General features: G+C 52.0%; 26 protein-coding genes. 14 read left to right on the top strand and 12 right to left on the bottom strand.

Translation table 11 applies throughout. The features are described 5' to 3' along the window. Positions 1 to 308, top strand: a 308-nt coding sequence (locus ACO0LG_RS15900; protein ID WP_423028021.1) for a hypothetical protein, incomplete at its 5' end; no start/stop codon positions are given. A gap of 96 nt (positions 309 to 404) precedes the next feature. Next, positions 405 to 827, top strand: coding sequence for a hypothetical protein (locus ACO0LG_RS15905; RefSeq protein WP_423028023.1), 423 nt, complete (start codon positions 405 to 407; stop codon positions 825 to 827). A 384-nt stretch (positions 828 to 1,211) separates the two neighbouring features. Here ACO0LG_RS15905 and ACO0LG_RS15910 read toward each other — a convergent pair whose 3' ends face one another. From ACO0LG_RS15910 to ACO0LG_RS15935, 6 genes are all read right to left on the bottom strand, one after another. Continuing rightward, entirely contained in the window at positions 1,212 to 2,522 is a 1,311-nt protein-coding gene (locus tag ACO0LG_RS15910; RefSeq protein ID WP_423028025.1) for a HEAT repeat domain-containing protein, read from the bottom strand. 199 nt (positions 2,523 to 2,721) lie between these two features. Beyond that, entirely contained in the window at positions 2,722 to 3,672 is a 951-nt protein-coding gene (locus tag ACO0LG_RS15915; protein ID WP_423028027.1) for a diguanylate cyclase, read from the bottom strand. Positions 3,673 to 3,797: 125 nt separating this feature from the next. Then, positions 3,798 to 7,934 carry a response regulator gene (locus tag ACO0LG_RS15920; protein WP_423028739.1) on the bottom strand — a complete coding sequence of 1,379 codons (4,137 nt, stop codon included), beginning with the start codon at positions 7,932 to 7,934 and terminating at the stop codon, positions 3,798 to 3,800. A 108-nt stretch (positions 7,935 to 8,042) separates the two neighbouring features. After that, the gene (locus ACO0LG_RS15925; protein WP_423028029.1) at positions 8,043 to 8,336 is read right to left on the bottom strand and encodes a helix-turn-helix domain-containing protein; all 294 of its coding nucleotides are present in this window, start codon (positions 8,334 to 8,336) and stop codon (positions 8,043 to 8,045) included. A 338-nt stretch (positions 8,337 to 8,674) separates the two neighbouring features. Then, positions 8,675 to 8,899 carry an NAD(+)--rifampin ADP-ribosyltransferase gene (locus ACO0LG_RS15930; protein ID WP_423028031.1) on the bottom strand — a complete coding sequence of 75 codons (225 nt, stop codon included), beginning with the start codon at positions 8,897 to 8,899 and terminating at the stop codon, positions 8,675 to 8,677. A 205-nt stretch (positions 8,900 to 9,104) separates the two neighbouring features. Further along, complete coding sequence (locus ACO0LG_RS15935) at positions 9,105 to 10,079, bottom strand: DUF535 family protein (protein ID WP_423028033.1); 975 nt, start codon at positions 10,077 to 10,079, stop codon at positions 9,105 to 9,107. Between the two features lie 487 nt (positions 10,080 to 10,566). On the opposite strand from ACO0LG_RS15935, the gene ACO0LG_RS15940 reads away from it, so the two are divergent. The 3 genes from ACO0LG_RS15940 (at position 10,567) to ACO0LG_RS15950 (ending at position 13,140) form a co-directional block, all read left to right on the top strand. Beyond that, positions 10,567 to 10,782 carry a hypothetical protein gene (locus tag ACO0LG_RS15940; RefSeq protein WP_423028035.1) on the top strand — a complete coding sequence of 72 codons (216 nt, stop codon included), beginning with the start codon at positions 10,567 to 10,569 and terminating at the stop codon, positions 10,780 to 10,782. Between the two features lie 43 nt (positions 10,783 to 10,825). Further along, positions 10,826 to 11,269, top strand: a complete 444-nt coding sequence (locus tag ACO0LG_RS15945; RefSeq protein WP_423028037.1) for a hypothetical protein — start codon at positions 10,826 to 10,828, stop codon at positions 11,267 to 11,269. Between the two features lie 242 nt (positions 11,270 to 11,511). Continuing rightward, positions 11,512 to 13,140, top strand: coding sequence for a SulP family inorganic anion transporter (locus ACO0LG_RS15950; protein WP_423028039.1), 1,629 nt, complete (start codon positions 11,512 to 11,514; stop codon positions 13,138 to 13,140). 68 nt (positions 13,141 to 13,208) lie between these two features. Here ACO0LG_RS15950 and ACO0LG_RS15955 read toward each other — a convergent pair whose 3' ends face one another. Then, positions 13,209 to 14,207: a zinc-dependent alcohol dehydrogenase family protein gene (locus tag ACO0LG_RS15955; protein ID WP_423028041.1), complete on the bottom strand. Its 999-nt coding sequence runs from the start codon at positions 14,205 to 14,207 to the stop codon at positions 13,209 to 13,211. 269 nt (positions 14,208 to 14,476) lie between these two features. On the opposite strand from ACO0LG_RS15955, the gene ACO0LG_RS15960 reads away from it, so the two are divergent. The 4 genes from ACO0LG_RS15960 to ACO0LG_RS15975 all read left to right on the top strand — a co-directional run bounded on the left by ACO0LG_RS15960 (position 14,477) and on the right by ACO0LG_RS15975 (position 17,359). Continuing rightward, a complete protein-coding gene (locus tag ACO0LG_RS15960) occupies positions 14,477 to 15,376 on the top strand; it encodes a LysR substrate-binding domain-containing protein (RefSeq protein WP_423028043.1) in 900 nt (299 codons plus the stop codon). A gap of 176 nt (positions 15,377 to 15,552) precedes the next feature. Continuing rightward, positions 15,553 to 16,041, top strand: a complete 489-nt coding sequence (locus ACO0LG_RS15965; RefSeq protein WP_423028045.1) for a hypothetical protein — start codon at positions 15,553 to 15,555, stop codon at positions 16,039 to 16,041. Between the two features lie 87 nt (positions 16,042 to 16,128). Further along, positions 16,129 to 16,719: a hypothetical protein gene (locus ACO0LG_RS15970; protein WP_423028047.1), complete on the top strand. Its 591-nt coding sequence runs from the start codon at positions 16,129 to 16,131 to the stop codon at positions 16,717 to 16,719. Positions 16,720 to 16,831: 112 nt separating this feature from the next. Continuing rightward, a complete protein-coding gene (locus ACO0LG_RS15975; RefSeq protein WP_423028049.1) occupies positions 16,832 to 17,359 on the top strand; it encodes a hypothetical protein in 528 nt (175 codons plus the stop codon). A gap of 653 nt (positions 17,360 to 18,012) precedes the next feature. Here ACO0LG_RS15975 and ACO0LG_RS15980 read toward each other — a convergent pair. After that, on the bottom strand, positions 18,013 to 18,225 hold the full coding sequence (locus tag ACO0LG_RS15980; protein WP_423028051.1) for a hypothetical protein: 213 nt from the start codon (positions 18,223 to 18,225) through the stop codon (positions 18,013 to 18,015). 320 nt (positions 18,226 to 18,545) lie between these two features. Between ACO0LG_RS15980 and ACO0LG_RS15985 the strand changes: the two genes are divergently transcribed. After that, complete coding sequence (locus ACO0LG_RS15985) at positions 18,546 to 18,857, top strand: hypothetical protein (protein ID WP_423028053.1); 312 nt, start codon at positions 18,546 to 18,548, stop codon at positions 18,855 to 18,857. A 630-nt stretch (positions 18,858 to 19,487) separates the two neighbouring features. On the opposite strand, the gene ACO0LG_RS15990 is transcribed toward ACO0LG_RS15985, so the two are convergent. The 3 genes from ACO0LG_RS15990 to ACO0LG_RS16000 form a co-directional block, all read right to left on the bottom strand. After that, positions 19,488 to 19,727 carry a VF530 family DNA-binding protein gene (locus tag ACO0LG_RS15990; RefSeq protein WP_423028055.1) on the bottom strand — a complete coding sequence of 80 codons (240 nt, stop codon included), beginning with the start codon at positions 19,725 to 19,727 and terminating at the stop codon, positions 19,488 to 19,490. A gap of 74 nt (positions 19,728 to 19,801) precedes the next feature. Beyond that, positions 19,802 to 20,560 carry a DUF2182 domain-containing protein gene (locus tag ACO0LG_RS15995; RefSeq protein ID WP_423028057.1) on the bottom strand — a complete coding sequence of 253 codons (759 nt, stop codon included), beginning with the start codon at positions 20,558 to 20,560 and terminating at the stop codon, positions 19,802 to 19,804. Positions 20,561 to 20,562: 2 nt separating this feature from the next. Continuing rightward, entirely contained in the window at positions 20,563 to 22,119 is a 1,557-nt protein-coding gene (locus ACO0LG_RS16000; protein ID WP_423028059.1) for a tyrosinase family protein, read from the bottom strand. A 278-nt stretch (positions 22,120 to 22,397) separates the two neighbouring features. Between ACO0LG_RS16000 and ACO0LG_RS16005 the strand changes: the two genes are divergently transcribed. The 4 genes from ACO0LG_RS16005 to ACO0LG_RS16020 all read left to right on the top strand — a co-directional run bounded on the left by ACO0LG_RS16005 (position 22,398) and on the right by ACO0LG_RS16020 (position 24,392). Then, the gene (locus ACO0LG_RS16005) at positions 22,398 to 22,907 is read left to right on the top strand and encodes a Crp/Fnr family transcriptional regulator (RefSeq protein ID WP_423028061.1); all 510 of its coding nucleotides are present in this window, start codon (positions 22,398 to 22,400) and stop codon (positions 22,905 to 22,907) included. A gap of 136 nt (positions 22,908 to 23,043) precedes the next feature. Further along, positions 23,044 to 23,181: a hypothetical protein gene (locus ACO0LG_RS16010; RefSeq protein WP_423028063.1), complete on the top strand. Its 138-nt coding sequence runs from the start codon at positions 23,044 to 23,046 to the stop codon at positions 23,179 to 23,181. A gap of 6 nt (positions 23,182 to 23,187) precedes the next feature. Continuing rightward, a complete protein-coding gene (locus tag ACO0LG_RS16015) occupies positions 23,188 to 23,694 on the top strand; it encodes a DUF1877 family protein (protein ID WP_423028065.1) in 507 nt (168 codons plus the stop codon). A gap of 320 nt (positions 23,695 to 24,014) precedes the next feature. Further along, entirely contained in the window at positions 24,015 to 24,392 is a 378-nt protein-coding gene (locus tag ACO0LG_RS16020) for a hypothetical protein (protein ID WP_423028067.1), read from the top strand. Between the two features lie 134 nt (positions 24,393 to 24,526). Here ACO0LG_RS16020 and ACO0LG_RS16025 read toward each other — a convergent pair whose 3' ends face one another. Continuing rightward, positions 24,527 to 24,763, bottom strand: a complete 237-nt coding sequence (locus ACO0LG_RS16025) for a hypothetical protein (protein ID WP_423028069.1) — start codon at positions 24,761 to 24,763, stop codon at positions 24,527 to 24,529. Positions 24,764 to 24,826: the final 63 nt, after the last annotated feature.

Consider the following 24,826-nt stretch of genomic DNA (forward strand, 5'->3'; position numbering starts at 1 on the left):
TCACCGCCATCATCGCTTCCACAGTTGTTATGGGTAGCGCCTTTGCACAGACACCAGCCTCCGCATCTGCTACTGCTGCATCCAAACCAGCAACAGCCGCCGCAGCAGCGAGTGTAGCCAAATCTGCGCCAGCCGCGAAAGTGGTAGCAGCTTCTGCTTCAGCCAGTGCATCTACACCAGCAACACCGGTTGCAGAAACCAAGCCAGCAATGCACACAGGCGAAAAAGCTGCCAAGCATACCAAGCACACCAAGAAAGAAGCAAAAGCAGCAGGCGCATCTGCCGCAGACAGCGCAGCATCGAAATAAGTAATTGTAGTCAGATTGCATACCGGCAGCTAGACGCTGTCGGGCAATCAAGCAAAAACAGACAAATCGCTCACAGACATATTAAGGATTATTATCATGAACAAACTCATTACCGCCCTGATCGCTTCTACCGTTTTGATGGGTAGCGCATTTGCACAAACTCCTGCGACGACACCTGCAACTACACCAGCAAAAGCAACAGCAGCACCTGCAGTAGTGACAACGACAGCAGCAACTCCTGCTGTGACGACCACTACACCAGCAGGCAAGGCAGTGACGACAACCGTAACGACCACCACTGCGGCAATGCCAGTAGGTGAGACGAAGACTTCTGCCGTAGAAAAAACAGCAGAAAAACATGAAAAACACGTCAAGCACGTCGCTCATGAAAAGCATGCCAAGGCAAAGACTGAAGTGAAAACAGAAGTCAAGCCAGAAGTAAAAGCGGAAGTGAAAACTGATGCAGGCAAAGTTGCAACAGCAGGTAGCAGCAAAACAGCAACGCCAGCAGTGAAGTAAGCTTGCGGCGTAAGCCGTAACATGAGCAGCAAATTAAGTAGCAAATTAAGTAGCAAATGAAAAACGCGCCATGGTGAGATGTGGCGCGTTTTTTTGGTCATTGTGGTGCGCGTGGCGCATCCTACAGTAAGAGGTTTGCGCCTAGTTCATTCAAAGCGTATTTCCATGCGCTGCATGTGGCCCGCAGATCAGTAGGGTGCGTTGCAAGGTACCGAATGGGTCATCTGATGAAGATGGTCATCTGCGCAGGCAAAGGAACTTATTTTTTTGAGAGGCGTTGTAGCTGCTTTGTGTATACATCCATACAAGCAGTGCGTTACAACGCGCCCTACGGACTGACATTGAACGTGGAATATCTTTGAACAGGCGCACTGAATAAAAAAATCAGTATTGCCCGAATCGCCTGATCGCCTCGTCGACGCTTGATTTGAAATCCGTAGGTGAGGGATCACCGCCGCGGGTGCGGCCATACCGCGTGTTATCTAGTTTTGCAGGGAAACTGGCCTGCAGTTCTTTTAATGCAGGCAGGGCGCGTCTGTCGCCTATGTCGGCTAATGTGTCAATAATATAGACCTGCATTCCTGGCCTGCTGCGATGCAGTTTATCAATCAATGTATCGATGGCGCGATAGGATTTGGCATGTCTTAATGCCTCGATAGCGCTGAGCTGTACCAGCTTGTCACTGTCTTCCAGCAATCTCAGCAGGGTGTCAGTTTCAGCCTGGCTTTGTGGGCCTCTCAGTTCTGATAAGGCGCTGGCTGAAAAATTGCGTGCTCTTGATGATTTGTGTTTAAGTAAGTCATACAACGCTGGCCTCGCTTTTTCTGACTTCAATCCACCAAGAGCGAGACAGATGTGCACGATTTTTTCTGCATCTGCATCACGAAGCTGATCTACCAGGATAGGAATCCCGCGTTCGTCAGGTACTTCAAACAGATAGCCTGTCACCGAGTTGAAATTGTCTCCTTGGGTAGTTGTCAGGGATTTTTCCAGCGCCACCCAATTGCGTTCCATGGTTTTCAGTTCGCTTGCAAAGGCATACTGGCGAAATACCTTGTCTTCTGCAATCGGGTCTCTATCCATAAGATCAAATTCGCGCTTATATGCTCCAGTTTCGTAAGAACCTAGTATTACTTGTAGCAGATGACCTGGGCCACGGTACATGGCTTGCGGCGTGCCGTCTTCAATGAAATAAGAGAACAGAGGCGTGTGGTCCTGATCCTTGCAATCCAGGGCTACGTACATTTTCCCGTTAAACTGCAAAATCGGCAAAAAGTGTGCAGGCCAGCCTTCGCCCTCTTTCAAGCCGTTCTCTTTGTGAAAACGTTTGAAGAATTTGTATTCCTCTACGACCTTGTCTAAAGCTTGAAATTCATATGTGGGTGTGAAATCCACGATGCCATTGTGCCAGCGATACATTGCTCTCAAAATTGGGGGTAGCTTGCAAGGAAGTTGCTGTTCCAAAGTATCAATTTCCTGATCATCAAGTGGCGGTATGACCTGGATTTTGTTTTTGGAAAATTGAATATCAAGCCTGGAAAAAATATTGGGTAAGTCTGCATCCGCATCCGGCAACTTCACATCGACTCTTGGTTTGATATCAGGTGGATCAAAATTGATATCGATATTTTTTTCGCAGCCAAGCAGCAGGAATAGTGTTGCGATGCTTGAGACAACGATACGTAAGAATTGCATGGCTTAAAAATTGTAAGTGTTGGCTTGGCATGAAATTACCAGGCGCATTGCCTTATGGGTAGATCGTACACGGGAAAAATATTTTTATGGACTGTGAGGATTACATACGGCGCATTGAAATGCGCCCTACATCATTTTGAAAAGGCGTTTTCATACTTGTTGGACGCTCTGTGTGTTTGCCGCACCCTACAAACCCAGCCTATGCCCCCACCCGGTTACGCCCGGCCTGTTTGGCTTCATACAATTTCTGGTCAGCCTTGGCGATGAGCTCGGCGATGCTGAGCTGGTCACCCGGCACGGTGGCGGCCACGCCTATGCTGAGGGTGACGATGTTGCTGTCACTGACTTTGGTGGAGCTGTGCGGGATGGCCTGGTCGGTGATGGTGCGCAGCACGGAGGCGGCCTTGCTGATGGCGCTCTGCAGTTCGCATTCAGGCATGAGGCAGATGAATTCTTCGCCACCATAACGGGCGACGATGTCGTGCGGGCGGCGGAATCCGGCTTGCAGGCAGGCGGCCACGGCTTGCAGGCAGGTGTCACCCTGCAGGTGACCATAGGTGTCGTTGTATTGCTTGAAGCAGTCTATGTCTATCATCAGCACGGCCAGGGATTTGCCGTTGCGCTGGCAGTGCCGCCACTCTTTATCGATGGCCTGGTCAAAATTGCGGCGGTTGGCAAGACCTGTCAGCGGGTCGGTGAACACCAGTTGTTTTAGCAGGTCGCGTTGCAGTTTGAGGGTCACATGGGTGTGCACGCGGGCGCGCACCACGTCAGGGTTGACGGGTTTGCTGATGAAATCCATGCCACCGGCCATGAGGGCGCGTGATTCTTCATTGGCATCGTTTTGGGCGGTGACAAACAACACGGGGATGTCGGCGGTGAGCTCTTCCTGCTTGAGTTGGGTGCACACTTCAAGGCCATCCATGCCGGGCATGATGACGTCGAGAAGGATCAGATCGGGCGGGGTTTTCCTGCAAAAATCGAGGGCGCTTTGGCCGCTGGTAGCCATGAAGACTTCATGGTCTCTCGCAAAAATCTGGTTCAAGGCCTGGATGTTGATGACCTGGTCATCAACGATGAGTATGCGTGGCCGGTACGCTGCAAATTCGAGATTGTCCGTCAGGCTGGCCAGAGTTTTTGTGATAGGCATGGTTCTACATGGTGCTGGTGTTTATTACTGTGTTATTACTGTTTTTTTTGTTCTGCTACAGTGTCATGTCGCCAGCATAACATTTGTGCCGGCGAACGCAAACGGATTTTGCTGCATTGTAAAATTTACACGGTAATCTCTTCCAGCAGGTTCAGGGCAGTGGCAAAGTCCAGGTTCAGCATGGCATCCTGCATGGCCTGGCAACGCTCACCGGGCAGGTGCTGTTGCAGGCTGGCCTGCATTTCGTGGTAGCGGGTGCTGGCGCGCATGTTCTGGGTTTGCAGCAGGTTTTTTAATTCCTGCAGCTCGGCAGGCTTGATCGGGCTGGCGCTTGCCTCTGGTGCGGCCTTGTCGGCCATCTGTTCATTGAGCCAGTTCTGTACGCTGGAAATGGTCAGGTTCAGTTGTTGGTCGGCACTGCTGATCAGGTCAGGCACACGCTGCTGGTCTTGCTGGGCAATCGCATGCTCCAGCGCCAGCGCAGCGGCGGCGAAGTCCTTGGCGCCCAGGGTGCCTATGCTGCCGCGCATGGTGTGCAGGGTACGTACGGCGAGCTGCACGTCGTCTTGCCGCCACTGGCTGACAGCCTGGTCAAAGTCTTGCCTGGCATGGTTGATCATGTTTTGTATGACGCCCGACAGGGTCTTGATGAGTGCCGCATTGCCCTTGGCCAGGGCCATGATCTTGGCAGGATCAAACACGCCGCTGGCGGCTGGTGGCGTTGTCATGCCTGAGACGGGCAGTGCTTGTTGTGGTGCTTCTGTCTCTGCTTCTGTTGTTATCGTGGCAGGCGCTGTACTGGCAGGTGGCTTGTGTGATGGCATGGCCGCAGGTAATACAGGTGTAGCGGGGGATGCTGATTTGCCTGCGGCGGGCTGTTCTGGCAACAGGTAGTGCGCCAGCACGCCCAGCATCTGGTCTATATCTATGGGCTTGGAGATAACATCATTCATACCTGCGGCCAGGCAATGTTCGCGTTCTGCGGTCATGACACCGGCAGTCATTGCCAGGATGGGGATGGGCAGGGCCAGTTCCTTGCGCAGGATTTCGGTGGCGGTCCAACCATCCATGATGGGCATTTGCACGTCCATGAGGACGAGGTCAAACTGCTCTTCTGCGATCTTGAACATCTCTACTGCTTCACTGCCATTGTTGGCGACCTTGATGCGGGCCCCGGTTTGCTCGAGTATCTTGGTGGCGACGATCTGGTTGAAATAATTATCTTCTACCAGCAGTATGTGCTTGCCACTGAAACTGCCTGCGCCTGTCCTGGTGGGTGTGCTGCTATTGTTCATGGCTTGTTCATTATGCGGGTTTGCGGCAGCGGGCAGTGTCGCGGAAAGGTTTGTTGCACTATGGTGCAGTTGCAGGCTGGTCTCTTGCAGTACATCATACAGGCTGGAGCCGGTGACCGGTTTGAGCAACACGGCATCGGGCGCGCCTGGTTTGCCTTCCATCTGCAGGGCGCTACGGTCATAGGCGCTGCTCATCAAGATCAGGGGAATACGCTGGCTGGCCTGCATGTCCTTGATGGCGGCCAGGGTGCTCAGGCCATCCTTGCCCGGCATGTGCCAGTCGATCAGGATGGCGCAGTATTCATCTTCTGCCGCAGGTTGGTCGGCCAGGTGCTCGCGCACTTTTTGCAGGGCCTGCTCGCCGGTGCTGGCAGTATCGGCATGCCAGCCCCATGCTTCTATGGTCTTGGCGATATAGCTGCGGCTGGTGGCATTGTCATCGACGACCAGGATTTTCCTGGCCTGGTTGCTGCCTGCGCCAGTGCTGGCGCTCTCTGCATGATTGTCTTCGATGGCTGGTGCGGTTTGCATGGGCACGCTGACGATGAATTCTGTGCCCGTGCCTTCCTGGCTATTGACGCGGATATCGCCCCCCATCAGATCGACAAAGCGCTTCGAAATCGCCAACCCCAGGCCAGTGCCGCCAAAGCGGCGCGAAGTGGATGCATCGGCCTGCTCAAAGGCATTGAACAAGCGGCTGATCTGCTCTGCCGACATGCCTATGCCAGTGTCGCGGATGATGAACTGTATCATCAGGCTGTCTGCATCCTGCTCAGTGCCTTGTACCGGCTCAGCTTGTTGCACCAGCAGCGAGACTTCGCCATTGGCCGTAAACTTGATGGCATTGCCGATGATGTTGATGAGCACCTGTTGCAGGCGCAGGGCGTCGCCGATCAGTTCCTTGGGCACGTCAGTGTCGATGCCCATCGATAATTCCAGCTGCTTTTCACCGACATTGACCGACATCATGTTGGCCAGTGCGCTAAGCACATCCTTGAGATAAAAGCGGGTAGGCGACAATTCTATGCGGCCCGCTTCTATCTTCGAGATATCCAGAATGTCATTCAGTATGCCCAGCAAAGACTGGCCAGACGAGCGTATCATCTCCAGGTAATGGCGCTGGGTAGAACTGAGATCTGTCTTGCCCAGCAGATAGCTCATGCCCAGCACCGCATTCATCGGCGTGCGGATTTCATGGCTCATATTAGCGAGGAATTCTGACTTGGTGCGGCTGGCCATTTCGGCCTGGTCGCGCGCGCTGATCATCGAGGTTTCCAGTTGTTTCTGGCGGCTGATGTCAGTGGCAATACCCAAAAAACCGATGTTTTGCCGGTGTTCATCATAGATGCTGTTGATCACCAGGTTGACCGGGATATGCTGCCCCAGCTTGCTGACATACACCCATTGCTGGCTTTGCGCCAGGCCACGCCTGGCCTTGGCGACAAACACTTCAAAGCCCTCTACCGGGTAGCCCAGCTCGGCACTCAGCTCTGCACTGCGGGTGACGACTTCTTCCGGCAAGTGATAGATGGCAGGCGTTTTTTTGTCAACCAGCTCCTGTGCCTGGTATCCCAGCATGCGTTCTGCCCCTTTGCTGAACAGGGTGATGGTGCCATGCATGTCGGTAGCGATAATGGCAAATTCGCTGGCCGCCTCAATCACGCTGGCCAGCTTGGCCTGGGCCCGGTTTTCTTGTAACTGCGCCTGCTTGAGTAGCGTGATGTCGGTGGCAAAGGCATAGAAACCCTGCACCTGGCTGGCCACGATGTGGGGCGTATAGTAAGCCAGGGCATAACGCAGGGTGCCATCGGCGTCAGTGATGGAGCGCTCGAATATCCTGGGTTCACCTTGCAGTGCGGCTTGCATGTGAGGCGAATTTTGCGCATATATTTCTGGCCCGACCACATCGCGCATATGCATGCCGCGTATCTGCTCAGGCGTCAGGCCAAACCATTTATGGTAGGCGGCATTGGCAAAATGATTGTGCAGTGTCTGATCCCAGTAACCTATCATCGCGGGCATATGGTCTATGGTGGATTGCAGTGACTGTTTGCTCTTTTGCAGTTCTTCAGAAAACCGTTGCCTTTCGGCTTCCTTGAGCTGGTTTTCATTGCGTGCCGCCGCCATCAGCATCGGCGGCACCGAGGTAATCAGGATGGGTAGATACACAAATAATAACTGCCAGCGGGCTACGCCGCCGAGGGGCAGCACCTGGCCCAGGCTCAGCATCAGCCCCAGGCAGGTGATGGCCAGCACCGTCAGCAGATGCGATTCATCAAAATTGAGCCTGTGGGTAGCAAAGGTCAGTGCCACCAGGATGTACAGGAAAGGCAGTGGCAGATACAGCAGCGTGATTACCACCAGCACCAGGATCGGCAAGGCATAACGGGCAAAGCGTTCCCAGTTGATGCGGCTGGCCCAGGCAGGTGCTGCTTCCAGCCGCATCCTGCGTACCAGCGGGTAAATCAGGATCAGACCCAGCGAGGCCGACACATACCAGCCAGTGAAGATCAGTTCAAAGTCACCCAGGCCAACCCAGGCTGCCAGTGCTGCCGCCAGCGTGGCACTGCAGGCGCAGGGTAATAAAAAGCCTAGCAAGATCAGCTTCAACATATCGCTGCTTGAATGCTCAAACCCCTGTGCCAGCCCCGCATGCCGTATGGTATAGCTGACCAGCACCACTTCTACCGCATTGGCAAGGGTGAACAGGATAGCTACTGCCAGATTATTGCCCGTCAGCAGGTTGGCGGCCAGGCTGGCCAGCATGGTCAGCACCAGTATCTGCAATTGCCGGGTACGCCCCTGTCCGTGCATATAAGCCACTGCCAGTGCATTGGCAAACCACAGTATTGACACCTGGTTGTCGCCCCGCGTGAGCCACATGCCCGCCACCGCCAGCACAAAGAACCACAGGCAGGCCGGGAGCAATACCCTGGCGGCAGACATGGGATGCTGCTGGGCTGTCATCAAGCATGTTCTCCGGTTGTGGGCAGCGTAAAGCGGGATGGGATTGGTCTGGCTAAGTTTACCCGATTTTCTTGTGATAATTACAGCATAACTATGCAAGAATGTGGTTTATTGGTGCGGTAGCGGTTTTTGTACTGCGCCCACGCTCATCCCTATGGGGCGCAGCAGCTTGTCTGCCGTACTCATGCTGGGGCTGGATACTTCACGCTCTATGTCTTGTAAAGTCCGGGCAGACACCCCGCAAAGCCGCGCATAGTCAGCAATGGTCAGGCGCAGGCTCACACGTATTTTTCTGATGACAGCCGGAACCTGCATCGCCGGAACTGCCGCCAGCTCTGCAGCCAATGTGCGCTGCGCTTGTAATTCTTCTGCTGGAGACAGTGGTTTGAAACGCTTGTCCATAGACGCTTTTCCTTTGCTTGCAGGTCTAGTGGACTGTAATAGTGGAAAACGGACTGCCTGCCATGTGTGCGACGATCATGGCTGCGTTGCAAATACGCGCGATAGCCCCGCTATCGCTGTGTTCATGTGTTCCACCCTTGCCTTGCTCTGATGCGCCGGGCACATGTCATTCGCTCTCGATTCCATTGTGAGAGTCCACTAGCGGAGGCATTGAGGATCTTATATGCACATTATAGTATTATCATTGTTGAGCGCAAACGGCTTACTATGGCAGTGTGGTGTGTAAATGCCAGTGTTCTTGAAGAGGGGGGGGGCTGTCAGGAGCAGGGCAGCTAATTTCAATCATCAATTGCCTCTACACCCTGCCGCCGCAGTTGTTCTACATGATCCTTCATGGCCTTGAGCACTTCTGGCGGGTGCCCTTGCCAGTCTTTGACCTCGCCGACGACTTTCAATGCTTCGCGGCTGTGGTATGATTTTGTCGGATTGCCAGGGACTTTCTTGTCCGTCAGGTCAAGGATGATTTGCTTTGGGAAGTGAAGATTCCATGCGGCGCATGGCAATGCGCCCTACATCACGGCAATTGCAACCGCAGGAGCGGCTTTCGCTGCCAGCAGGTGTGCGGTAACAGTCATTCACGGCTAAAGCCCCTTCTGCGAGAGATGGGGCATCTGCTTGACAGGGTAAGATGTACTTGCCCCTCATAAGCAAGATAAGCCAATTAAGCCATATAAATCATATAAGCCACATAAGTCTGGCAAGCCACACTCAGGCCACCACCAGGCTGCGCCTGATGCCCTCGCGCATGCTTGTGGTCAGGCCATCGCGCGCACGGTATTCGCTGCGTTTGTTGGAAGGGCGCTCGGACAGTGGCACATCTTCGCTCGTCAGCGGCAACAGGTAATTGCCATTGGCTTGTGCGCAGGCACCGGCAGCCTGCCACAGACTGTCGTATTCTGCCTTGATGGTCTTGCTGAAACGGTAGCGCCAGGATTGGTAAATATGGTTTTTCTTGGCGATGCATTCTATGCCTGCACAGTGCAGTTCGCGTGCCAGACTGCGCAAGGCTTCAATCAGCAAGAGGCGCGGCTGTATGCCAAAGAGGCTCTTGGTACAGGCACGCATGGTCTCGCGCGCGTTCTGCTTGCAAGACTGCAGGCCGCCCACCCTTATCATCAACTCGTGGCCTTTACGGTCAAAAGAAAAACTCAGGCATTGTAGCAACTGGTTGCCCTGGAACAGACCCAGGCTCAAGCCACCTTCACGTTTGAAGGCGCAACTGCGGAACAGGCTGATGCGATAAACTTCCTGGTTCTTGCCCTCTAACGTGGCCAGGGTAAAGTCATTGCCCGTCAACATGTCCTGGGCGCGGTGCCGGCCAAACAACTGTGCAGATAAATGAAAATGATTGCGTAACAAACGCAGGCGCGACACGCAGCAAATCTGGCGGTCAAAGAAAGGGCGGTGTATGGCATCCAGCAGGGCAATATCGCCAGGTGTAGCCTTCTGCAAATAGGTCTGGTGCAGGAAATGGAACCAACGCAAGCTCACCTGCGGGCGCAAGCTGCTTCGCAACAGGAACAGAAATTTGCTCTTGAGGCTGCTGTTGTCATCTGCCAGGCGCACATGCAGGGCCCAGCGCAGGCTGCCCATCAAACTGCCAGACGCATGCAACTTCTTTGTATCAATGGCCTCCAGTACCCTGCCTGCAGTCCATAGTTCACGCCAGTTCAAAATATTCACAATCGCACCATTTGTTTCATACTGCAGGATAATGTAACCCAATGTATCAGATATGGGAATATATTAGCAAACTTAATTTTGTCGTCAATTTGTCATCACTTTGTCTGGAGTTAAAAGAAAATAACAAACACAAATAATTTCCACATGGAAATTATGTTGATTTTGGTAAATAAAAAAGCCGAAGTTAGCCGATTTTCAGGCAAGATATTTTGTTATGTAACGTTGTGTTGCAATTCACATCAATTTCTGTGTGGCCTATACATGCAGTTTTTGCATGCTAATGCCGCGACAGCTTGTTGTCATCGACTGAAAACGATTGTAAAAGTCGGATGCAATACCGCTGCCTGCCTATAGCCTGTGCATTACGCAGTCTTATTGCTGATAGGAAATATAAATTGTGAAGTACAAAATACTTTTTGCCAATACGAAGTAAAATGAAGGATGCAGGCATGTAGCACAATCGAGGTCTTAGCTAGGCATGATTGACATGAACGAACTTCCCGCAGGCAAAGCGACAATCATCAGGACGATGATCGTGGGGATATGCATTGTCATCATCCTCGCTTGCGTGCTGTACAGCATCTTCCTGCTGCCTTATTCAGGCAAGATAACTGACATCATTGTGGGCATCGTGCTAGGTTTTGCCGTACTTGCCTTGAAACTGATTGGGATAGAGCCTAAGGATGCCGGACGCGGTCACTAGCTTTAGCCATGCATGTCATCAATTGAAATTAAAGAACCCTGTAATGCAAATACCCAAAAGCAAAGACACGTTTGGCGCCATATGGCTCCTGACTATCTTGATGTGGCTGCCGCCAGTCTGGCAATATTTTTTCCAGACAGATTTCTTTTTCAAAAATATGCGCGGCCTGCAAAATTTTACAGTTTCTGCACCTATTTTATTGATCATACTGGCCTATGCTATTTTGCTTACGCTGCCAAAGACCAGAACCTGGAGCATGGTTCTCAGTGCAGGCGGCTCACTTTTTACCATGGGCTTGCTTATGCAGTACTATGAGATGTTGCAGCATACTGGCGGCCTGGTCGTGATGGTGATTGGAGGTGCCTTGTTGAATACCTACAGGCAGACAATAGACCAGAAAGCCTATGAGCTCGCCGCCGATAAGGCCATGAATATAGATGATGTCACTGAGCCTGCCCTTGGCAAGGCGCAGCAAAGCCGGGCTTGAGTCATGCGATGCGCATGGCACATTGCGCATGACACATCCTGCTGCGTGACTTTGAGTTGCATCATGATTCATCTCTTTGATCTCTTTAAAGAAGCTGCTCCAGCTCGACATTTCCCCCATCCATATCCGCGCCGCGTATACTGTTGCACATTGGCTGCGCATTGCTTCAAATAAAAGATAAATCATTTATCCAATACGCGCTCGCTAAAAAAAACGTACTTACCCAAATACATTTAAACAACATGCACAAAACCTGGTCCTGGCCTGACATCATCGCCGGTTTGTCGCTGGCTGGCCTGCTGCTGCCAGAAGCCGTTGCCTATTCCAGCATTGCCAACCTGCCGCCACAGGCAGGCATCGTTGCCGTGTTTGCCGGGCTGGTCTGTTATGGCCTGATAGGCAGTAGCCGTTTTGCCATCGTCGCAGCCACTTCTTCATCGGCTGCTGTGCTGGCATCTGCATCGGCGGCCATGGCCAATGGCGATGCGGGTTTGCGCATGCTGGTAGCTATGGGCATCGTCATCATGACCGGTGTATTTTTCATGCTCGCGGGCGTGGCAAGGCTGGGCAGTATTTCTGATTTTATTGCACGGCCTGTGCTGCGTGGTTTTGCCTTTGGCCTGTCTGGCGTCATCATCGTCAAGCAGTTTGCCCATGTGGTGGGTGCGCATGTGCATTACACTGACATGCCGCGCTTTATCTATAGTTTGTTGAGTCAGCTACAAAGCTGGAACTGGCTGTCACTGGCGGTGGGCGTAGTCGCGCTACTACTCTTGTTTATGCTGGCACGCATCCCCTCTATGCCAGTTGGCCTGATCGTGATTGTGCTGGGCATACTGGCCGGACAAAGGCTGGGTCTGGCGCAACATGGGGTAGAATTGGTGGGGCAGATAGACTTGCATCTGCAAGTGCCAAGCCTGCCTGACCTCACTTATGTACAGTGGTTGCGTATTGGTGAATTGAGCATTGCCATGCTGATGATACTGTATGCTGAATCCTATAGTTCCATCCGCAATTTTGCCATACGCCATGGCGATATCATCGCCCCCAACCGTGACTTGCTGGCGCTGGGTGCAGCCAATCTGTTGTCCGGCCTGTTTCAGGGGATGCCGGTGGGGGCGGGCTTTTCTGCGACTGCCGCCAATGAGAGCAATGGCGCGCGCAGCAAGGTCGCGGGCTGGTCGGCAGCAGCGGCCTTGTTCATCATCGTGCTGACGCTGTTGCCCGTCATCGCCTTGACACCATCGCCCGTGCTGGCAGCCATTGTCATCCATGCAGTCAGCCATTCGCTGCGGCCCTCTATGTTCTACCCGTATTTCAGCCTGCACCGCGACAGGTTCGTGGCAATTGCTGCCGTGGTCGCCGTACTCATGCTGGGCGTGCTGGATGGTTTGCTGGTCGCCATTGGTATCAGTTTGCTGATGTTATTACGTAGGCTGGCAGAATCCAGTGTGTCTGTGCTCGGTCGTTTGAATGGCGGCCATGATTTTGTCAACCTCGTCAACTATCCCGAAGCCAAGGTGATCCCCGGCGTGCTGGTCTTGCGGCCAGAGACCGGCCTGTTCTTTGCCAATGCTGAACGCGCCTTGACGCAAGCCAGGCAATACATCGCCGCCAGTGATGCCAAAGTCGTCGTCATCAGCCTCGAAGAATCACCTGACCTCGACAGCACCAGCATAGAAGCCATTGCCGACTTTTGCGCCACCTTGCATCTGCAGAAAAAACACCTGATGTTCGCCCGCCTCAAATCCAGCGCCCGCGTCGTGTTGGAAAGGGCCGCCATACCGCATCTGCACACAGGCAGCTTCAGCGAACTCAGCGTCGATGATGTCGTCACCATGGCGCGGGAAGTGTATGTGGAAAAAGATTGAAGAGATGCCAGGCCAGTAGGGTGCGCCATGCGCACCTTGTTCCATCTGGCATGTTATATCAATCGATATCAATTGATATCAATCACTACCTTGCCACTCGCCTTACCTGCTTCTACCAACTGATGTGCCTCCATCGCGGTGTGCAAATCAAATGCACGTTCATCCAGCCTCACTATAAGCTTGCCAGCATCAGCCAGCCTGCCAGCTTCACGCAGGATGTCGCCGTGGTGCTGGCGCTGCTGGCCGGTGATCAGGGGCAGCAGTGTGAACACGCCAGAGTAAGTCGCGGCCCTGAAAGACAGCGGTGCCAGCGCATGCGTGCCCCAGCCCAGGCAACTGACGACATGGCCGCCGTAAGTGCGCACCGCTGCAAACGAGCCATCCAGGGTAGCGCCGCCAACGGTGTCATACACGACATCAAAACCCGCGCCATCTGTATATTGCTGCACGTAGTCGGCCACGCTGTTGGCCAGGTAGTCAATCGCCGTTGCGCCATAGCTTTCTATGATGTCTTTTTGCGCGGCGCTGCCCGTGGCATACACATCGGCACCCAATGCCCTGGCCAGTTGCACAGCCATGTGACCAACACCGCCAGCGCCGCCGTGTATCAACACTTTTTGCCCAGGCTGCACCCTGGCGCGATCTACCAGGCCCTCCCATGCGGTGATAAAAATCAGGGGCAGGGCGGCCGCTTCACGCATGCTAAAGTTTGCTGCCTGATGTGCCAGCAAGCGCGCATCCACGGTAGCATACTGTGCCAGTGAACCGGGCACACCCGCGATGCCACCCGTCATGCCATATACAGCATCGCCAGGTGTAAAGCCGCTGACGCCAGCACCAACAGCTTCCACTACCCCTGCCATGTCTATGCCCAAAATGGCGGGCAGCACAGGTTTTGCGTGGGCGGCCTTGCCAGCGCGGATTTTGATATCCAGCGGATTAACACCGCTGGCATGGATGCGCACCAGCACTTCGCCTGTGCCAGCCTGAGGGCGGGCTATTTCGCGCATGACTAAAGGTGCGCCAAAGTTGTCCAGTACCAGTGCCTGCATAGTGTTGTTTACCATGATGATTTCTCCTGAAATGTAGAATGAAAGTAGTCTGTTTACAATCTGGACGGCGCCGCTTGACTTGACTTGACTTGTTTTGTCTTGCCTGGCCCCGCGTCTCCAGTGCAAAACAGTCTATTCCCGCACCCCTTGCAGATAAACGGGCCTGGCCGCAATGCAGTTTTCCGAAAAACTGCATAATGCGCAGGTTCCAGCGCGCAAGGCAGGCTGACGGCGGTGCTAGAATGCAGACATTGCGCTGGGGATAAAACACGGGAGTATGCAAATTGGACAAACTTGATGCATTAAAAGTGTTTTGCCGCGTGGTTGAACTCGGTGGCTTCAGCCGCGCTGCCGACATGCTGGGCATGTCCACTTCTTCTGTCACCAACCAGATCGCCTCACTGGAAAAACACTTCAACATCAAACTGCTGAACCGCAGCACGCGCAGCATGTCGCTGACCGATGAAGGGCGGCATTGTTATGAACAGGCTTTGCAGTTACTCGGTGATATGGGTGAGCTTGAGGCCAGCCTCATGCATTCCAACCAGGCACCAGCTGGCAGTATCCGCGTAGAGCTGCCCGCCATTATCAGCCGTCTCTACATTGCACCGGCCCTGCCGCGTTTTATCGCTGCCTACCCTGACATCAGCCTCAAGATCACCGTTGGCGACCGCAATATCGACATGGTGGAAGAGGGCGTCGATGTGGCCGTGCGCATAGGTGAGCTGCCCAGCTCCAACCTCATCGCCAAAAGCCTGTGCAAGACCAGCTACCTTTGTTGCGCAGCCCCGGCTTTCATTGACAGGCATGGTCAGCCACAACAACCGCAAGAACTGGCGCAATACCCCTGCCTGGGTTTCTTGCGCCCCAACTCGCGCCAGCTAAGAGCATGGCAGTTTCAAAAAGGTGGCGAAAAATTCTCACACCTGCCATCACCATTACTGGCGATGGACCATGTCGAATCCCTCATGGCAAGCGCCAAGGCAGGCGCAGGCATCATCCAGCACATGTCCATCTCATTGGCTGGCCCGTTGCGGGAGGGCTTGCTAGTACCCGTTTTGGCAGACTGGGCAGTGCCCGGCCCGGATGTCTCCGTGCTGTTCCAGCAAAAACACCACCGCGCCGCCAAGATCAAAGTGTTCGTGGAATTTCTGGAAGAAGTATTAAGGCCGTATTCTGTGTGAGCTACGTTGGATGAATCCAGATTGATAGCACCTGATGACATTGCCTGACGCCAGATCAAAGCCGTGACGCAGAGCGCATTGTAATGCGCCGCACGCGATTCCGGCATGTATGAGGCAATGTACATTGCCATAGACCGCCATGCACTATAATGGTAAAAAAACCATAGAAAGCATTCATGCAATTGCGCCACCTGTTACTACTCCTGTTATCCCTGTTCCTGTTTCCCCTCGCCAGCCAAGCACAAACAGAAGCATCCAAAGAACTCGTGCTCAATCAAGAGCAACTTGCCAAATACGGCCAGACCTATAAAACCGCAGAGGTCAAGCACCTGCGCCAGTTTCTCAATACCTATGCAGACCACCGCCAGGATGTCTCCCCCGCAGAGGAAAGAGCCGCCAGTGTTCTCGATGAGTTAAAGATAGACAAGAAAATCCTCAAGGGTAAATTCCTGGTCTATCTGTTTTCCAATTTCCTTGGCGGTGGCAAGGGCGTCTCCATCGTCTCGCAAGACCATCCAGAAATCAAACTCGATTTCTGGGTCTATAAAATCGAAGACAACGAGTGCGAAGTACGCGATTTGCTCGTGCAGGCAGACAAGCGCGACATCGAGGCATTCAAGATCGTCTATCGCAATTATTTGCATCACAAGACTTTGTATATGTGATGGCGATGGAAGATGTCTCACTGTACGTAGCGTTGCAACGCTACGTACAAGCTGGTAAAAAAAACAAATATCGCATGGAGCCAGTTAATGGGAGTTGATCTGCAAGTAGTCGTTGATATAGGCCTGAAAGAGCCATCCCATGCTTCGGTATTGGCTGCCTTGCAATCGAGCTACGAAGACATGTGCGAACTGTGGCATGATCACTATGAAGTGCCCGTTAACGCTGGTTTCAAGGCCTTGAATCTGGAAAAATTCAAAGAGGTTTATACCGCCAACTGGACAATGTCAGAATTCATCCCAAAGAAGAACTATACCGGTGACGACATACCGCAAGCGTACTTTTACTTGAATGGCCCCTACGGCTGGCGCGCAGAACTGTGTCAGGACGCCGTTATCTTTAACGACAGCACTCGCTGGGCTAGATTTTGCAATGATGATCAATGGAGGCAACTGATGATCGCAAGCGTCAGCCTGTTTGCCAGTGCGCTCTCTTCAAGCCGCGCCTGTTTTATTCCAGACAGCAGCTATTGTGGCTCGGAATGCGCTGATACTCTCTGGGAGAACGGCAATTTCAACGCCGTATATAACTGCTTGCAGAGCCAGGGACACAAGCTGCAAAAGCTTCAGCCTGCCGGGGCATCTTCACACATGGAATTTATTGCAGTGATGACCAGCTAAAATCCAGATACAGTTGCCAGCTCAAATGATATTACCCCTAGCTTGCAGTGCGCTTTGGTGCAAAGCTGGCACGTCTCTTGATTGAACCCGGCCCATTTTAGAAAGAGCAACCATGTTCTTCAATAAAAAGAAAGAATCACCCATAGGTTTGCTCAGCGAACCACGCGAGTTGCATTACATATTCGCCCACCAGGGCGTGCGTCAGACATGTATAGATAACCCCTTGCAGTTTTTTTCCATCATTGCGTCGGAAGAACAAAGAAAATACCTGGCCTGGATGTGGAATACCTGCGCCAAATATGCCAAAAAACCACCCAAGGACCTCAGAGTAGATGATGTCAAAGTCACGACTTGCCGCATCCAGAACTATCCAGCCGCGATACTCAAAATGCCACAAGCCAGGGCAGTGGCAGAAGCACACTATGTCGCCGCAGTGCTCATGTTCAACAGCGACAACGAACTGCCGCCAGAAAACGTAGGCGTGCGCTACTTCACACTAGAGTGCGGCATCAATATGGACGGTACGCTCAGGACAGTTTTTTGTGAATGGACAGACGATACGCATCGCAATTTTGGTGATGGACCACGGCCAGAACTTGAAGCATTCATGCAGGTAGTGGCTGACAGGCTGTCAGCCTAGGTAAGGAGGAGTCCTCGGCCTCGCGTGAGCGGGAGGGGTTTTTCGCTGATTTTCGTGAAGATATTATTATTTATCCGTAAAAAAATATCCAGAAGGTACAAATGTTGGAGAATGTAGTAGAAATCAAAATTCGTTTACGACGCCGTGTGATGGATTTGGAGAGGTACCTGGCTTTGTTTGAACTCATTGTTGGCGTATCAGAATTTAATATCAGCTATCCTGGAAATGAGGAAATGAGGAAATGAGGAAATGAGGAAATGACTGATCAAGTAGAATTTCTATGGCATCAAGCTATTGCACATCTGGGTTTTAATAAGGTTTGGAGCAGATAAAACTCAAATTGGGCAAGATGGGAAATTTTATTTTTCACACTTTGAGGATTTCGAGCAATGGTGATGTGAAGGTGCTATTGCCGTGACGTTAGATGAATTACAAAATTATTTGGAAAATTTTCTGATATACAGAATTCGATATCACTTCTTGACAGCCTTGTTGGTGGTGTTCCTTAGATCAGAATCGCCGTGATACATCAGTACTTGAAAAGATCGACAAGCGTTTAGAGAAATATCAGGCTTTGCTGAATAAGAAAGATTGAGAGAATGAACCTGACGATGGTAGCGACGTAGGTACCATTAGTGCAATCGTACTTGAAATCACTTACGCTGCCTGTTTCGCGTCACAATAAAGTAAATACCAATAACAGAAAAAATCGGGCCTATAACGCCAAAGACGAAATGTACAAATGCCAGTGCCAAGTGATTATCTTGAGCCAAGGCTAGCGCCGTTGGCATAGCGATGGTCAGGAATAGTCCTGCCAATAAATATTTGGCGCCTTTAATGGCACGCTCTGTCCATTGCTGCTGCAATTCATCTCTCCTGCAATAATTGGTTTATGTGATGCAATCCGCGCTGCTGTCTTTTATGCGCAGTTTTGCGCACACATTGTAATGTCGTAGATACGATTAGTGCAACGTAATCGTACGCATGATCAGCAGTAAATCTCTATACAGCTTGATTGTCATTCCTGATTGATGATACCGGACAAAGCTTCATCATGTTCACGTCGAAATAGATAAGTGGTGACCGTGGGGCTTGCTCGTTAGCTTTGGTTATTTACAGCATGACATGGGTTCGATTACGATACACTAATCGTATCTACGTGCTGGTGAATGTTTTAGACAAAAATATGAACGAAACAATGATTTATCTTGATGATCCGGCTTATTTTGGCATTTGGGGTAAAATTAAAATTGATCAAATCCCTATGTTCAGAACCTGGCTTTGCTCTGAGCATAACATTTCTAAATTGACTGCCCATCAGGCGTTTACGCAATATGTCAAGCATGGCGAACTGACACAGATTTATGTGGACTACGGCTGGCTGGAGATTCCACACCTTCTGAAAAATATGCCTGATTTTGTCGAGCCAGACACTTCAGTAGCAGCCGTTTCCACTATTAACCCATCGAGATCAGCAAAGTTTTGTAGCGAGCATTAAGTTTATTTTGGGTGTAAAAACTGCCCAGTGTGTACCGACGAGTTTATTCATCATGGCCGCCGGATTTTGAATCTCCCCCGTATCCCCTAGAAGAATTCTAAGCAATTAAAGAAATTGGCGGAATTGCATGCGAAATTCCATCGTGAAGAAAATGAGACCGCTATCGCGTACCTTTTTGGCACGAACATAGATAGTAATTCCTGGAGCCTGAACAACAATATCAGAGGATTGGAGTCAAAGATATTATCCTCAAAAATATTCTTCTTGAAATTACTATTTATACCGACGCTAACGCAAATAAAGGAGCAATAGAAAGAGTTATTCAAGTCTTGAATCTCCCAGATTCTGAGGAAATCTCGGTTTCTGTTTATCTTCCAAACGGTGATTACCCTGACTGGTTTTTCATGAATATGGAACAGTTTACTGGTTTCATTTTCAGATTTTTGAATTGGAGAAAAGCATTTAGTCTTGTGCTCAAGACTAACACTAGTGCTTATGTTTTTCTTCTTCCTGAAGAACGCTTAATGCTTTTCCAGCATGTAACTGAAGGAACTTGAACTCCATCAAAAACTCGGGCTGGAACTGACATTGACAATATCTGGAAAAATGAGACGTCACGACATCAGCTACTCACTCCGGCATCCCCAAATACAACTCCTCCACCCTGGCCCGCGCCCACGGTGTCTTGCGCAAAAACTTCAAACTGGATTTAATGCTGGGGTCGCTCTTGAAGCAGTTGATGTCTATCATCTGTCCCATTTGCTCCCAGCCATAATAAGCGACGAGTTGTTCGAGGATTTTTTCGAGGGTGATGCCGTTGAGGCTGCGGGGGGCTGGTGTGTTCATGCGGGTGCTCTCGTTGGTGCTCATGTTGGTGATCTTGTTCAGATTCACGTTGGTTCTTCGGTGATACGGATGATATCACCGGGGGTGCGCGGGTGGTATCAGGCGGGGCGGTACCAGCGTAGGCTGTAGGGCAATTGCCATGCAGGCACGCGGCCTGGGGCCTGGCGGTCTATCAGGAGCCAGGCTGAGGTGATCAGCATGAAGGGGAAGTGGGCGGGGCCGGCGGCGGTGGCGGCCAGCATCCAGGCCCAGCAGGTGCCGCCGCACCAGAAGGCGGCTTGCAGGCCATAGCGCAGGCTGTCGCGGTCGGCCTGCCAGCCAAAAGCGGCGAGGCGGGGGCGGCTGTGGCAGCGGTTCAGGCAGTATTGTTTGGCCGGGCTGATTTGCCATAGCAGGGCAAGTGCCAGCAACATGGCAAAGCACCAGCGCATGTCGCCGATGACGAGTCGCAGCACCAGTGAGGCCAGCATGATGAACGCACCAGCCAGGCTCCATATCAGTAAATAGGCGATGGCAAACAGCAGCAAGGCACGCAGGCGGCGGCGTGCGAGGCTGCGTTGCCACAGGTAAGTTATTTCTTGCGCGAGCAGGGGTGACATCATGGCCAGCAGCATCAGCAGCCAGTTGGCCATCATGCTAGTACTGGAATTGGTGTGCCAGACAAAGACCAGGCGATCGCCGATATTGGCCAGATAAGCCAGGTCTATGTTGGCAAGACTGCCGCAGTACTCTGGCACACGCACGCCAAATTGCAGCGCAGCCAGCCCGAGCCAGCCCACCATGCTGAGCAACAGCAAGGGGCGGGGACAGCTCAGCATGGCCGCGCGCAGGATGGCAAACAGCGTGGCAAACAGCATGGCTACAGGCTTTCGCGGAATACGCTCACGCGCTCTACCGTGATGTCGTGCTCAGGCTTGACGGTATTGCGCGCTACGAATTGCACTTGCAGGGTATCGCTGAGCTGGCTTTCATCGAGTTGCAGGTTATCGACGATGCTGGTGATTTCAAACACCTGGGTGATGCCTGCACCGCCATGCGGGCTGTCTGTCTTGCTGGCGTCGGATACGCCAAACAGTGACAGCACGCCAACCTTGTTCTCTGGGTGGTCTTTCGGATCGTCGCCACTGGGCACGTTCACGTACACATAGAAGACGGCAGCATCATTTTTGCCGCGTATGTTTTCCAGGTTCAAAAAAACGCGGTCTGGTTCTTTGGGCGTGGCGCTGAACAGTTTGACGCTCTCAAAGCTGTTATTGACCTTGTCTGTGCTGGCTTTATCCAGCGTCACGCTGGTGTGCGACACGCCACCGGCCAGTTTGATGCGATTGGGATTGGCCCCTAATAATTCTGTCGCCACCTGGCCTCCTGCAGATTTGATATCCAGAAAATTCACCATAGGCGCATCGCTCAAGAGACGCAAGCCTGTGAGCCTGACTTTTTTGCGCGTGCTGCCCGCCAGCGGGTCGCTGGTGTCCTGATAAGTGTAGTTCAATGGCGTGGCCGTGGTATCAAGCATTTGCGAGGCGGTGAAAGTGATGCCTTCACCATCGGGGTCAGGCACGATGAATTTACGGTCAGCCGGGCCTTTGAGCCAGCTATCCTGATCAGGGTCAAGATTTTGCGGATCACGCTTGCGCCAGACTTCCCACAGGCGGTCTATATTCGCATGGTGCAGCCAGAATATCGGGTCAAGCGCGGCGGTGGCAGGGATGGACATCAGGCCATAGGTCGTGCGGTCTTCTTCATGCTCTGGGTCAGCCAGGCCGCCGACCAGGCCATGCACGGTATTGTGCGGGTCAGATTCGAGATGGCCGTTAACGCCTTTGCCATGATTGAATTTAGTGTCTGGCCCGCCAAAACCAGAGTTGCCACCACTATCGCCTCCGATAAAGGCATGGTCTTTCAAGGCATTCAGCGAGACGTCTTCAGGTTCGACGATGAATTTGCCGTGGCCATCACCATAGCGGGCTTCGACAAACAAATGATTGGGCGAACCATCCGGCATGGTCTTTTGCAGGAAAGCCGGTGGTACAGAACGTGAATCAGGGTCAAAGTAATTCCAGTATGGCAGCGACCAGTCAGCGGGGCCACCGAGCTCGACCACGGCACTGCGCACGATGGCTTCAAACGATGCCAGATAACCACGATGCCAGGGCAAAAAATACCAGCTCTGATGCTGGCACTGGTCCCAGAATCTGGCCTTGTCACTGTCTGAGGGCAAGGCCTCGCCACTGCTGTAATAGCCATGGGCCGACCAGAGTACTTCATTAAAGCCATGCATGGCCGCCAGAAACCGCCAACTGGTGCGCGATGCCAGCGGCCTTTCCTGCATTTTGCCTACCGCCTTTGCATACCAGACCAGCGTATCGTTCCAGTCAGAACCCAGTGTTGAGACGTCCTTGCGTTCAAATGTCATACATCCTCCGTGTGATGGTCAGGTATGCAAAAAAAATTGCTATAAAATCTTGCAATATCATCTATTTATTGTCAATTGTTTATTTTGGCGAGAGACATGGATCGCCACTACAGCGCCGCTGCAAAATAGTCTCCCGCATTGGTGGTGCTGTCGTCGCAACGCTAATTGCGATAAACTGTCAGCGGCGCGATGGGTGAAATGCGTTGCTGACAGACACGGTTTCCCCCAGGGTAATGATAGTGACGGTGATGCTTCATATTGAAGGTAGCGGGTGCACAATGAATCCAGATCAAGCTTTGCCAGGTTTTCGTCTCGTTGGCGCGGGTACGACCTTTCAGTCGCGTGATGTATGCGACATGGTCTCTGAATCACAACTGTTTTCCGACCTTGAGTGGAAAGACATCGAAGCCCTGGCTACCTATCTGCAATGTTATGAAGTCTCGGCAGGTAGCATCATTTTCAGGGAGGGCGAATCCGGTTCCTACATGGGCTTCCTGGTCAAGGGCGAAATCGGGATACTCAAGACCGACCTCGACGGCACGCCGCATCGCATAGTATCGGTAGGCCACGGCAAGACCATCGGCGAGATGTCCATTATCGATGGCGAAAAGCGCTCAGCCACCTGCATCGCCTCACAAAACAGTATCCTTCTTCTGTTGACCAAGGACAACTACCAGCGCATCATCCGCGAAAAACCTGCGCTGGCCGTACAAATCCTGGCCCGGCTGGCCAAACTCATGAGCCAACGCCTGCGTAGTGTGAGTGGGCAACTGGTGGAGTTTTTGTGAGTGATTCTTGAGAGAAGGGCGGTTCCCCCTGGCGATACAGACTGGCTGCATGTTTGCTTGGCCGGTATCTTCTTGCCGCTATACTGCTGGCTGCTGAACAATCCACTCCATCCTGCCAATCCAGCTTGATGCGCTTATGAGTATCGTTGCCTGCTACGTACAGGTCACCCTTGAACAATTACAACTGATCAGGCAACAACCTGTGCTTTTGTGGCAAATGAAAAATGATGCGCGCTTTGCCAGGGCTGCCATGCTGGATGTAGATCAGGACTAGCAAGTAATGTCATGGCTCGCATCACCGAAAAAGCGGCTTGAGCAACAAGACAATGTCGCCCGCATGCATGTGCTTGACCGGGAAGAACGCGCTGCAAAAAAGACAGATAAGGACGCTTTTAAAAAAGCCGTCGGGCAAGAAATGCACAAGATGGGCAACAAGCCACAAGATACCGACGCCTTGCCTACCGACCCGCTGTTGAAAGGTATAGAAGGGCGTTGCGAGAAAACGCAGCGTGATACGGCGATCAATTTTGGCCTGGACGATCCGTGTGTTTATGCACCGGCAGAAGTCAAGGCAATTGCAGATGCCTTTGCGCTCACCAGGGAATCTGCGATCAAGGCACAATTCAACCGCGCCACGATGGCAAAATATGAAGTAGGCGGCATGTCCTGGAAAGAAGAAAAAGATAGTGTCTATGAAAAATTTCTTTTACCTTCATACCGCGCTGTCAGCCAGTTTTATCAGTCCGCCGCCAAGGCGCAGCATTATGTGCTGGTGATTTATAATTAAAAGGCTGTCGCGAAATTTGGATAAGCAAGCACTGTCATCAAAAAAACGTACTAAAGCAGAGTAACAAGTTGGCATAGCCTGAGCGTATGAGCATGTGTAGGGTGCGCCGTGCGCACCGTCTTTCTGATCAAAAACCTCAAGAGGTGTGTTGCTTCATTCACAGGAGTATATGCCTACGTTAAGAAATGGTGCGCATGGCGCACCCTACCCAACCCTAAACAATGTGGCAGCGTAGTCGTTAGGCGCAATTGTAATGTGCATGACGCACATGGTGCGATGCCCTGTAACCTTGCCTGGTTTTACGTGCATTCTGGTTAGATTTGTCCACTTTTTTTGTCGGTATCAAGATAGAGCAGGCGAAAAAAATCCATGGCAACACTGTAAATACCTGCGCAAAAATTACTACATTATCTGCACTGTTACCTAGCAAGAGTTTACCGATTTTGCAGAATATCACCCAGGGCAAAAAATTTGATACACCCAGAACCGGGGCGATGGCCAGCAAAAATGCGCCTAAAGCAGCAGACTTTGTTTTAAAAGCGCGGACCGCAGTGGGGACTATCATCAGCAATATGGGCGCCAGGAAAATCAAAGCTCCATTTACTCCGGCGATGGATGAGAATTGGAATGCCAGCCACCATGAGAAGCAAGCTGCCATGAGAAAAATGATCGGACCAAGAACTTGCATAAAATGTTAATCAGTCAGTAGGTTGCGGTGCAATGCACCTTATGTGCGTAGCACATACGGCAATGCGCGTTTGCCACGGCATGTAACACCAGCATAAGGCATAGTATAAAGTGCCCAACAAGAGGCATCGCATCTACCCATCACTCACTCTTTACTAATTCGCTTCAACCTCTGCCCCAAAATCGCCCAGACACAATCCTCGCCATCAACATTGCCGACTATAGCCCAGCCAGTGCCTATCTTTTCTACGGTGGTGACGCATTCCAGTTCTGCGCCCAGTTTTTTTGCCCAGTTCTCGGCGGCGCTTTTGCCTTTGAAGAGTTCCTTGCCTTCAAAAATGACGGTGGTGTCAAACACGGGGGCGGAGAATACGGTGTTCATATGGTGGGTTCCTGTGAGGCTTGTCTGGTGTGTAGCTGATATTGTAAATGGCGTGAATGATGG

Source organism: Undibacterium sp. Ji42W (genome assembly GCF_049340405.1).
In the GTDB taxonomy this organism is placed as follows: Bacteria; Pseudomonadota; Gammaproteobacteria; order Burkholderiales; family Burkholderiaceae_D; genus Undibacterium.

What these genes read in the sequence shown, in the direction of transcription:
- ACO0LG_RS15905 (WP_423028023.1), top strand. Translation starts at nt 405, where the DNA reads ATGAACAAACTCATTACCGCCCTGATCGCTTCTACCGTTTTGATGGGT.
- ACO0LG_RS15910 (WP_423028025.1), bottom strand. Translation starts at nt 2,522, where the DNA reads ATGCAATTCTTACGTATCGTTGTCTCAAGCATCGCAACACTATTCCTG.
- ACO0LG_RS15915 (WP_423028027.1), bottom strand. Translation starts at nt 3,672, where the DNA reads ATGCCTATCACAAAAACTCTGGCCAGCCTGACGGACAATCTCGAATTT.
- ACO0LG_RS15920 (WP_423028739.1), bottom strand. Translation starts at nt 7,934, where the DNA reads ATGACAGCCCAGCAGCATCCCATGTCTGCCGCCAGGGTATTGCTCCCG.
- ACO0LG_RS15925 (WP_423028029.1), bottom strand. Translation starts at nt 8,336, where the DNA reads ATGGACAAGCGTTTCAAACCACTGTCTCCAGCAGAAGAATTACAAGCG.
- ACO0LG_RS15940 (WP_423028035.1), top strand. Translation starts at nt 10,567, where the DNA reads ATGAACGAACTTCCCGCAGGCAAAGCGACAATCATCAGGACGATGATC.
- ACO0LG_RS15945 (WP_423028037.1), top strand. Translation starts at nt 10,826, where the DNA reads ATGCAAATACCCAAAAGCAAAGACACGTTTGGCGCCATATGGCTCCTG.
- ACO0LG_RS15950 (WP_423028039.1), top strand. Translation starts at nt 11,512, where the DNA reads ATGCACAAAACCTGGTCCTGGCCTGACATCATCGCCGGTTTGTCGCTG.
- ACO0LG_RS15955 (WP_423028041.1), bottom strand. Translation starts at nt 14,207, where the DNA reads ATGGTAAACAACACTATGCAGGCACTGGTACTGGACAACTTTGGCGCA.
- ACO0LG_RS15965 (WP_423028045.1), top strand. Translation starts at nt 15,553, where the DNA reads ATGCAATTGCGCCACCTGTTACTACTCCTGTTATCCCTGTTCCTGTTT.
- ACO0LG_RS15970 (WP_423028047.1), top strand. Translation starts at nt 16,129, where the DNA reads ATGGGAGTTGATCTGCAAGTAGTCGTTGATATAGGCCTGAAAGAGCCA.
- ACO0LG_RS15975 (WP_423028049.1), top strand. Translation starts at nt 16,832, where the DNA reads ATGTTCTTCAATAAAAAGAAAGAATCACCCATAGGTTTGCTCAGCGAA.
- ACO0LG_RS15985 (WP_423028053.1), top strand. Translation starts at nt 18,546, where the DNA reads ATGAACGAAACAATGATTTATCTTGATGATCCGGCTTATTTTGGCATT.
- ACO0LG_RS15990 (WP_423028055.1), bottom strand. Translation starts at nt 19,727, where the DNA reads ATGAGCACCAACGAGAGCACCCGCATGAACACACCAGCCCCCCGCAGC.
- ACO0LG_RS15995 (WP_423028057.1), bottom strand. Translation starts at nt 20,560, where the DNA reads ATGCTGTTTGCCACGCTGTTTGCCATCCTGCGCGCGGCCATGCTGAGC.
- ACO0LG_RS16000 (WP_423028059.1), bottom strand. Translation starts at nt 22,119, where the DNA reads ATGACATTTGAACGCAAGGACGTCTCAACACTGGGTTCTGACTGGAAC.
- ACO0LG_RS16005 (WP_423028061.1), top strand. Translation starts at nt 22,398, where the DNA reads ATGAATCCAGATCAAGCTTTGCCAGGTTTTCGTCTCGTTGGCGCGGGT.
- ACO0LG_RS16010 (WP_423028063.1), top strand. Translation starts at nt 23,044, where the DNA reads ATGAGTATCGTTGCCTGCTACGTACAGGTCACCCTTGAACAATTACAA.
- ACO0LG_RS16015 (WP_423028065.1), top strand. Translation starts at nt 23,188, where the DNA reads ATGTCATGGCTCGCATCACCGAAAAAGCGGCTTGAGCAACAAGACAAT.
- ACO0LG_RS16025 (WP_423028069.1), bottom strand. Translation starts at nt 24,763, where the DNA reads ATGAACACCGTATTCTCCGCCCCCGTGTTTGACACCACCGTCATTTTT.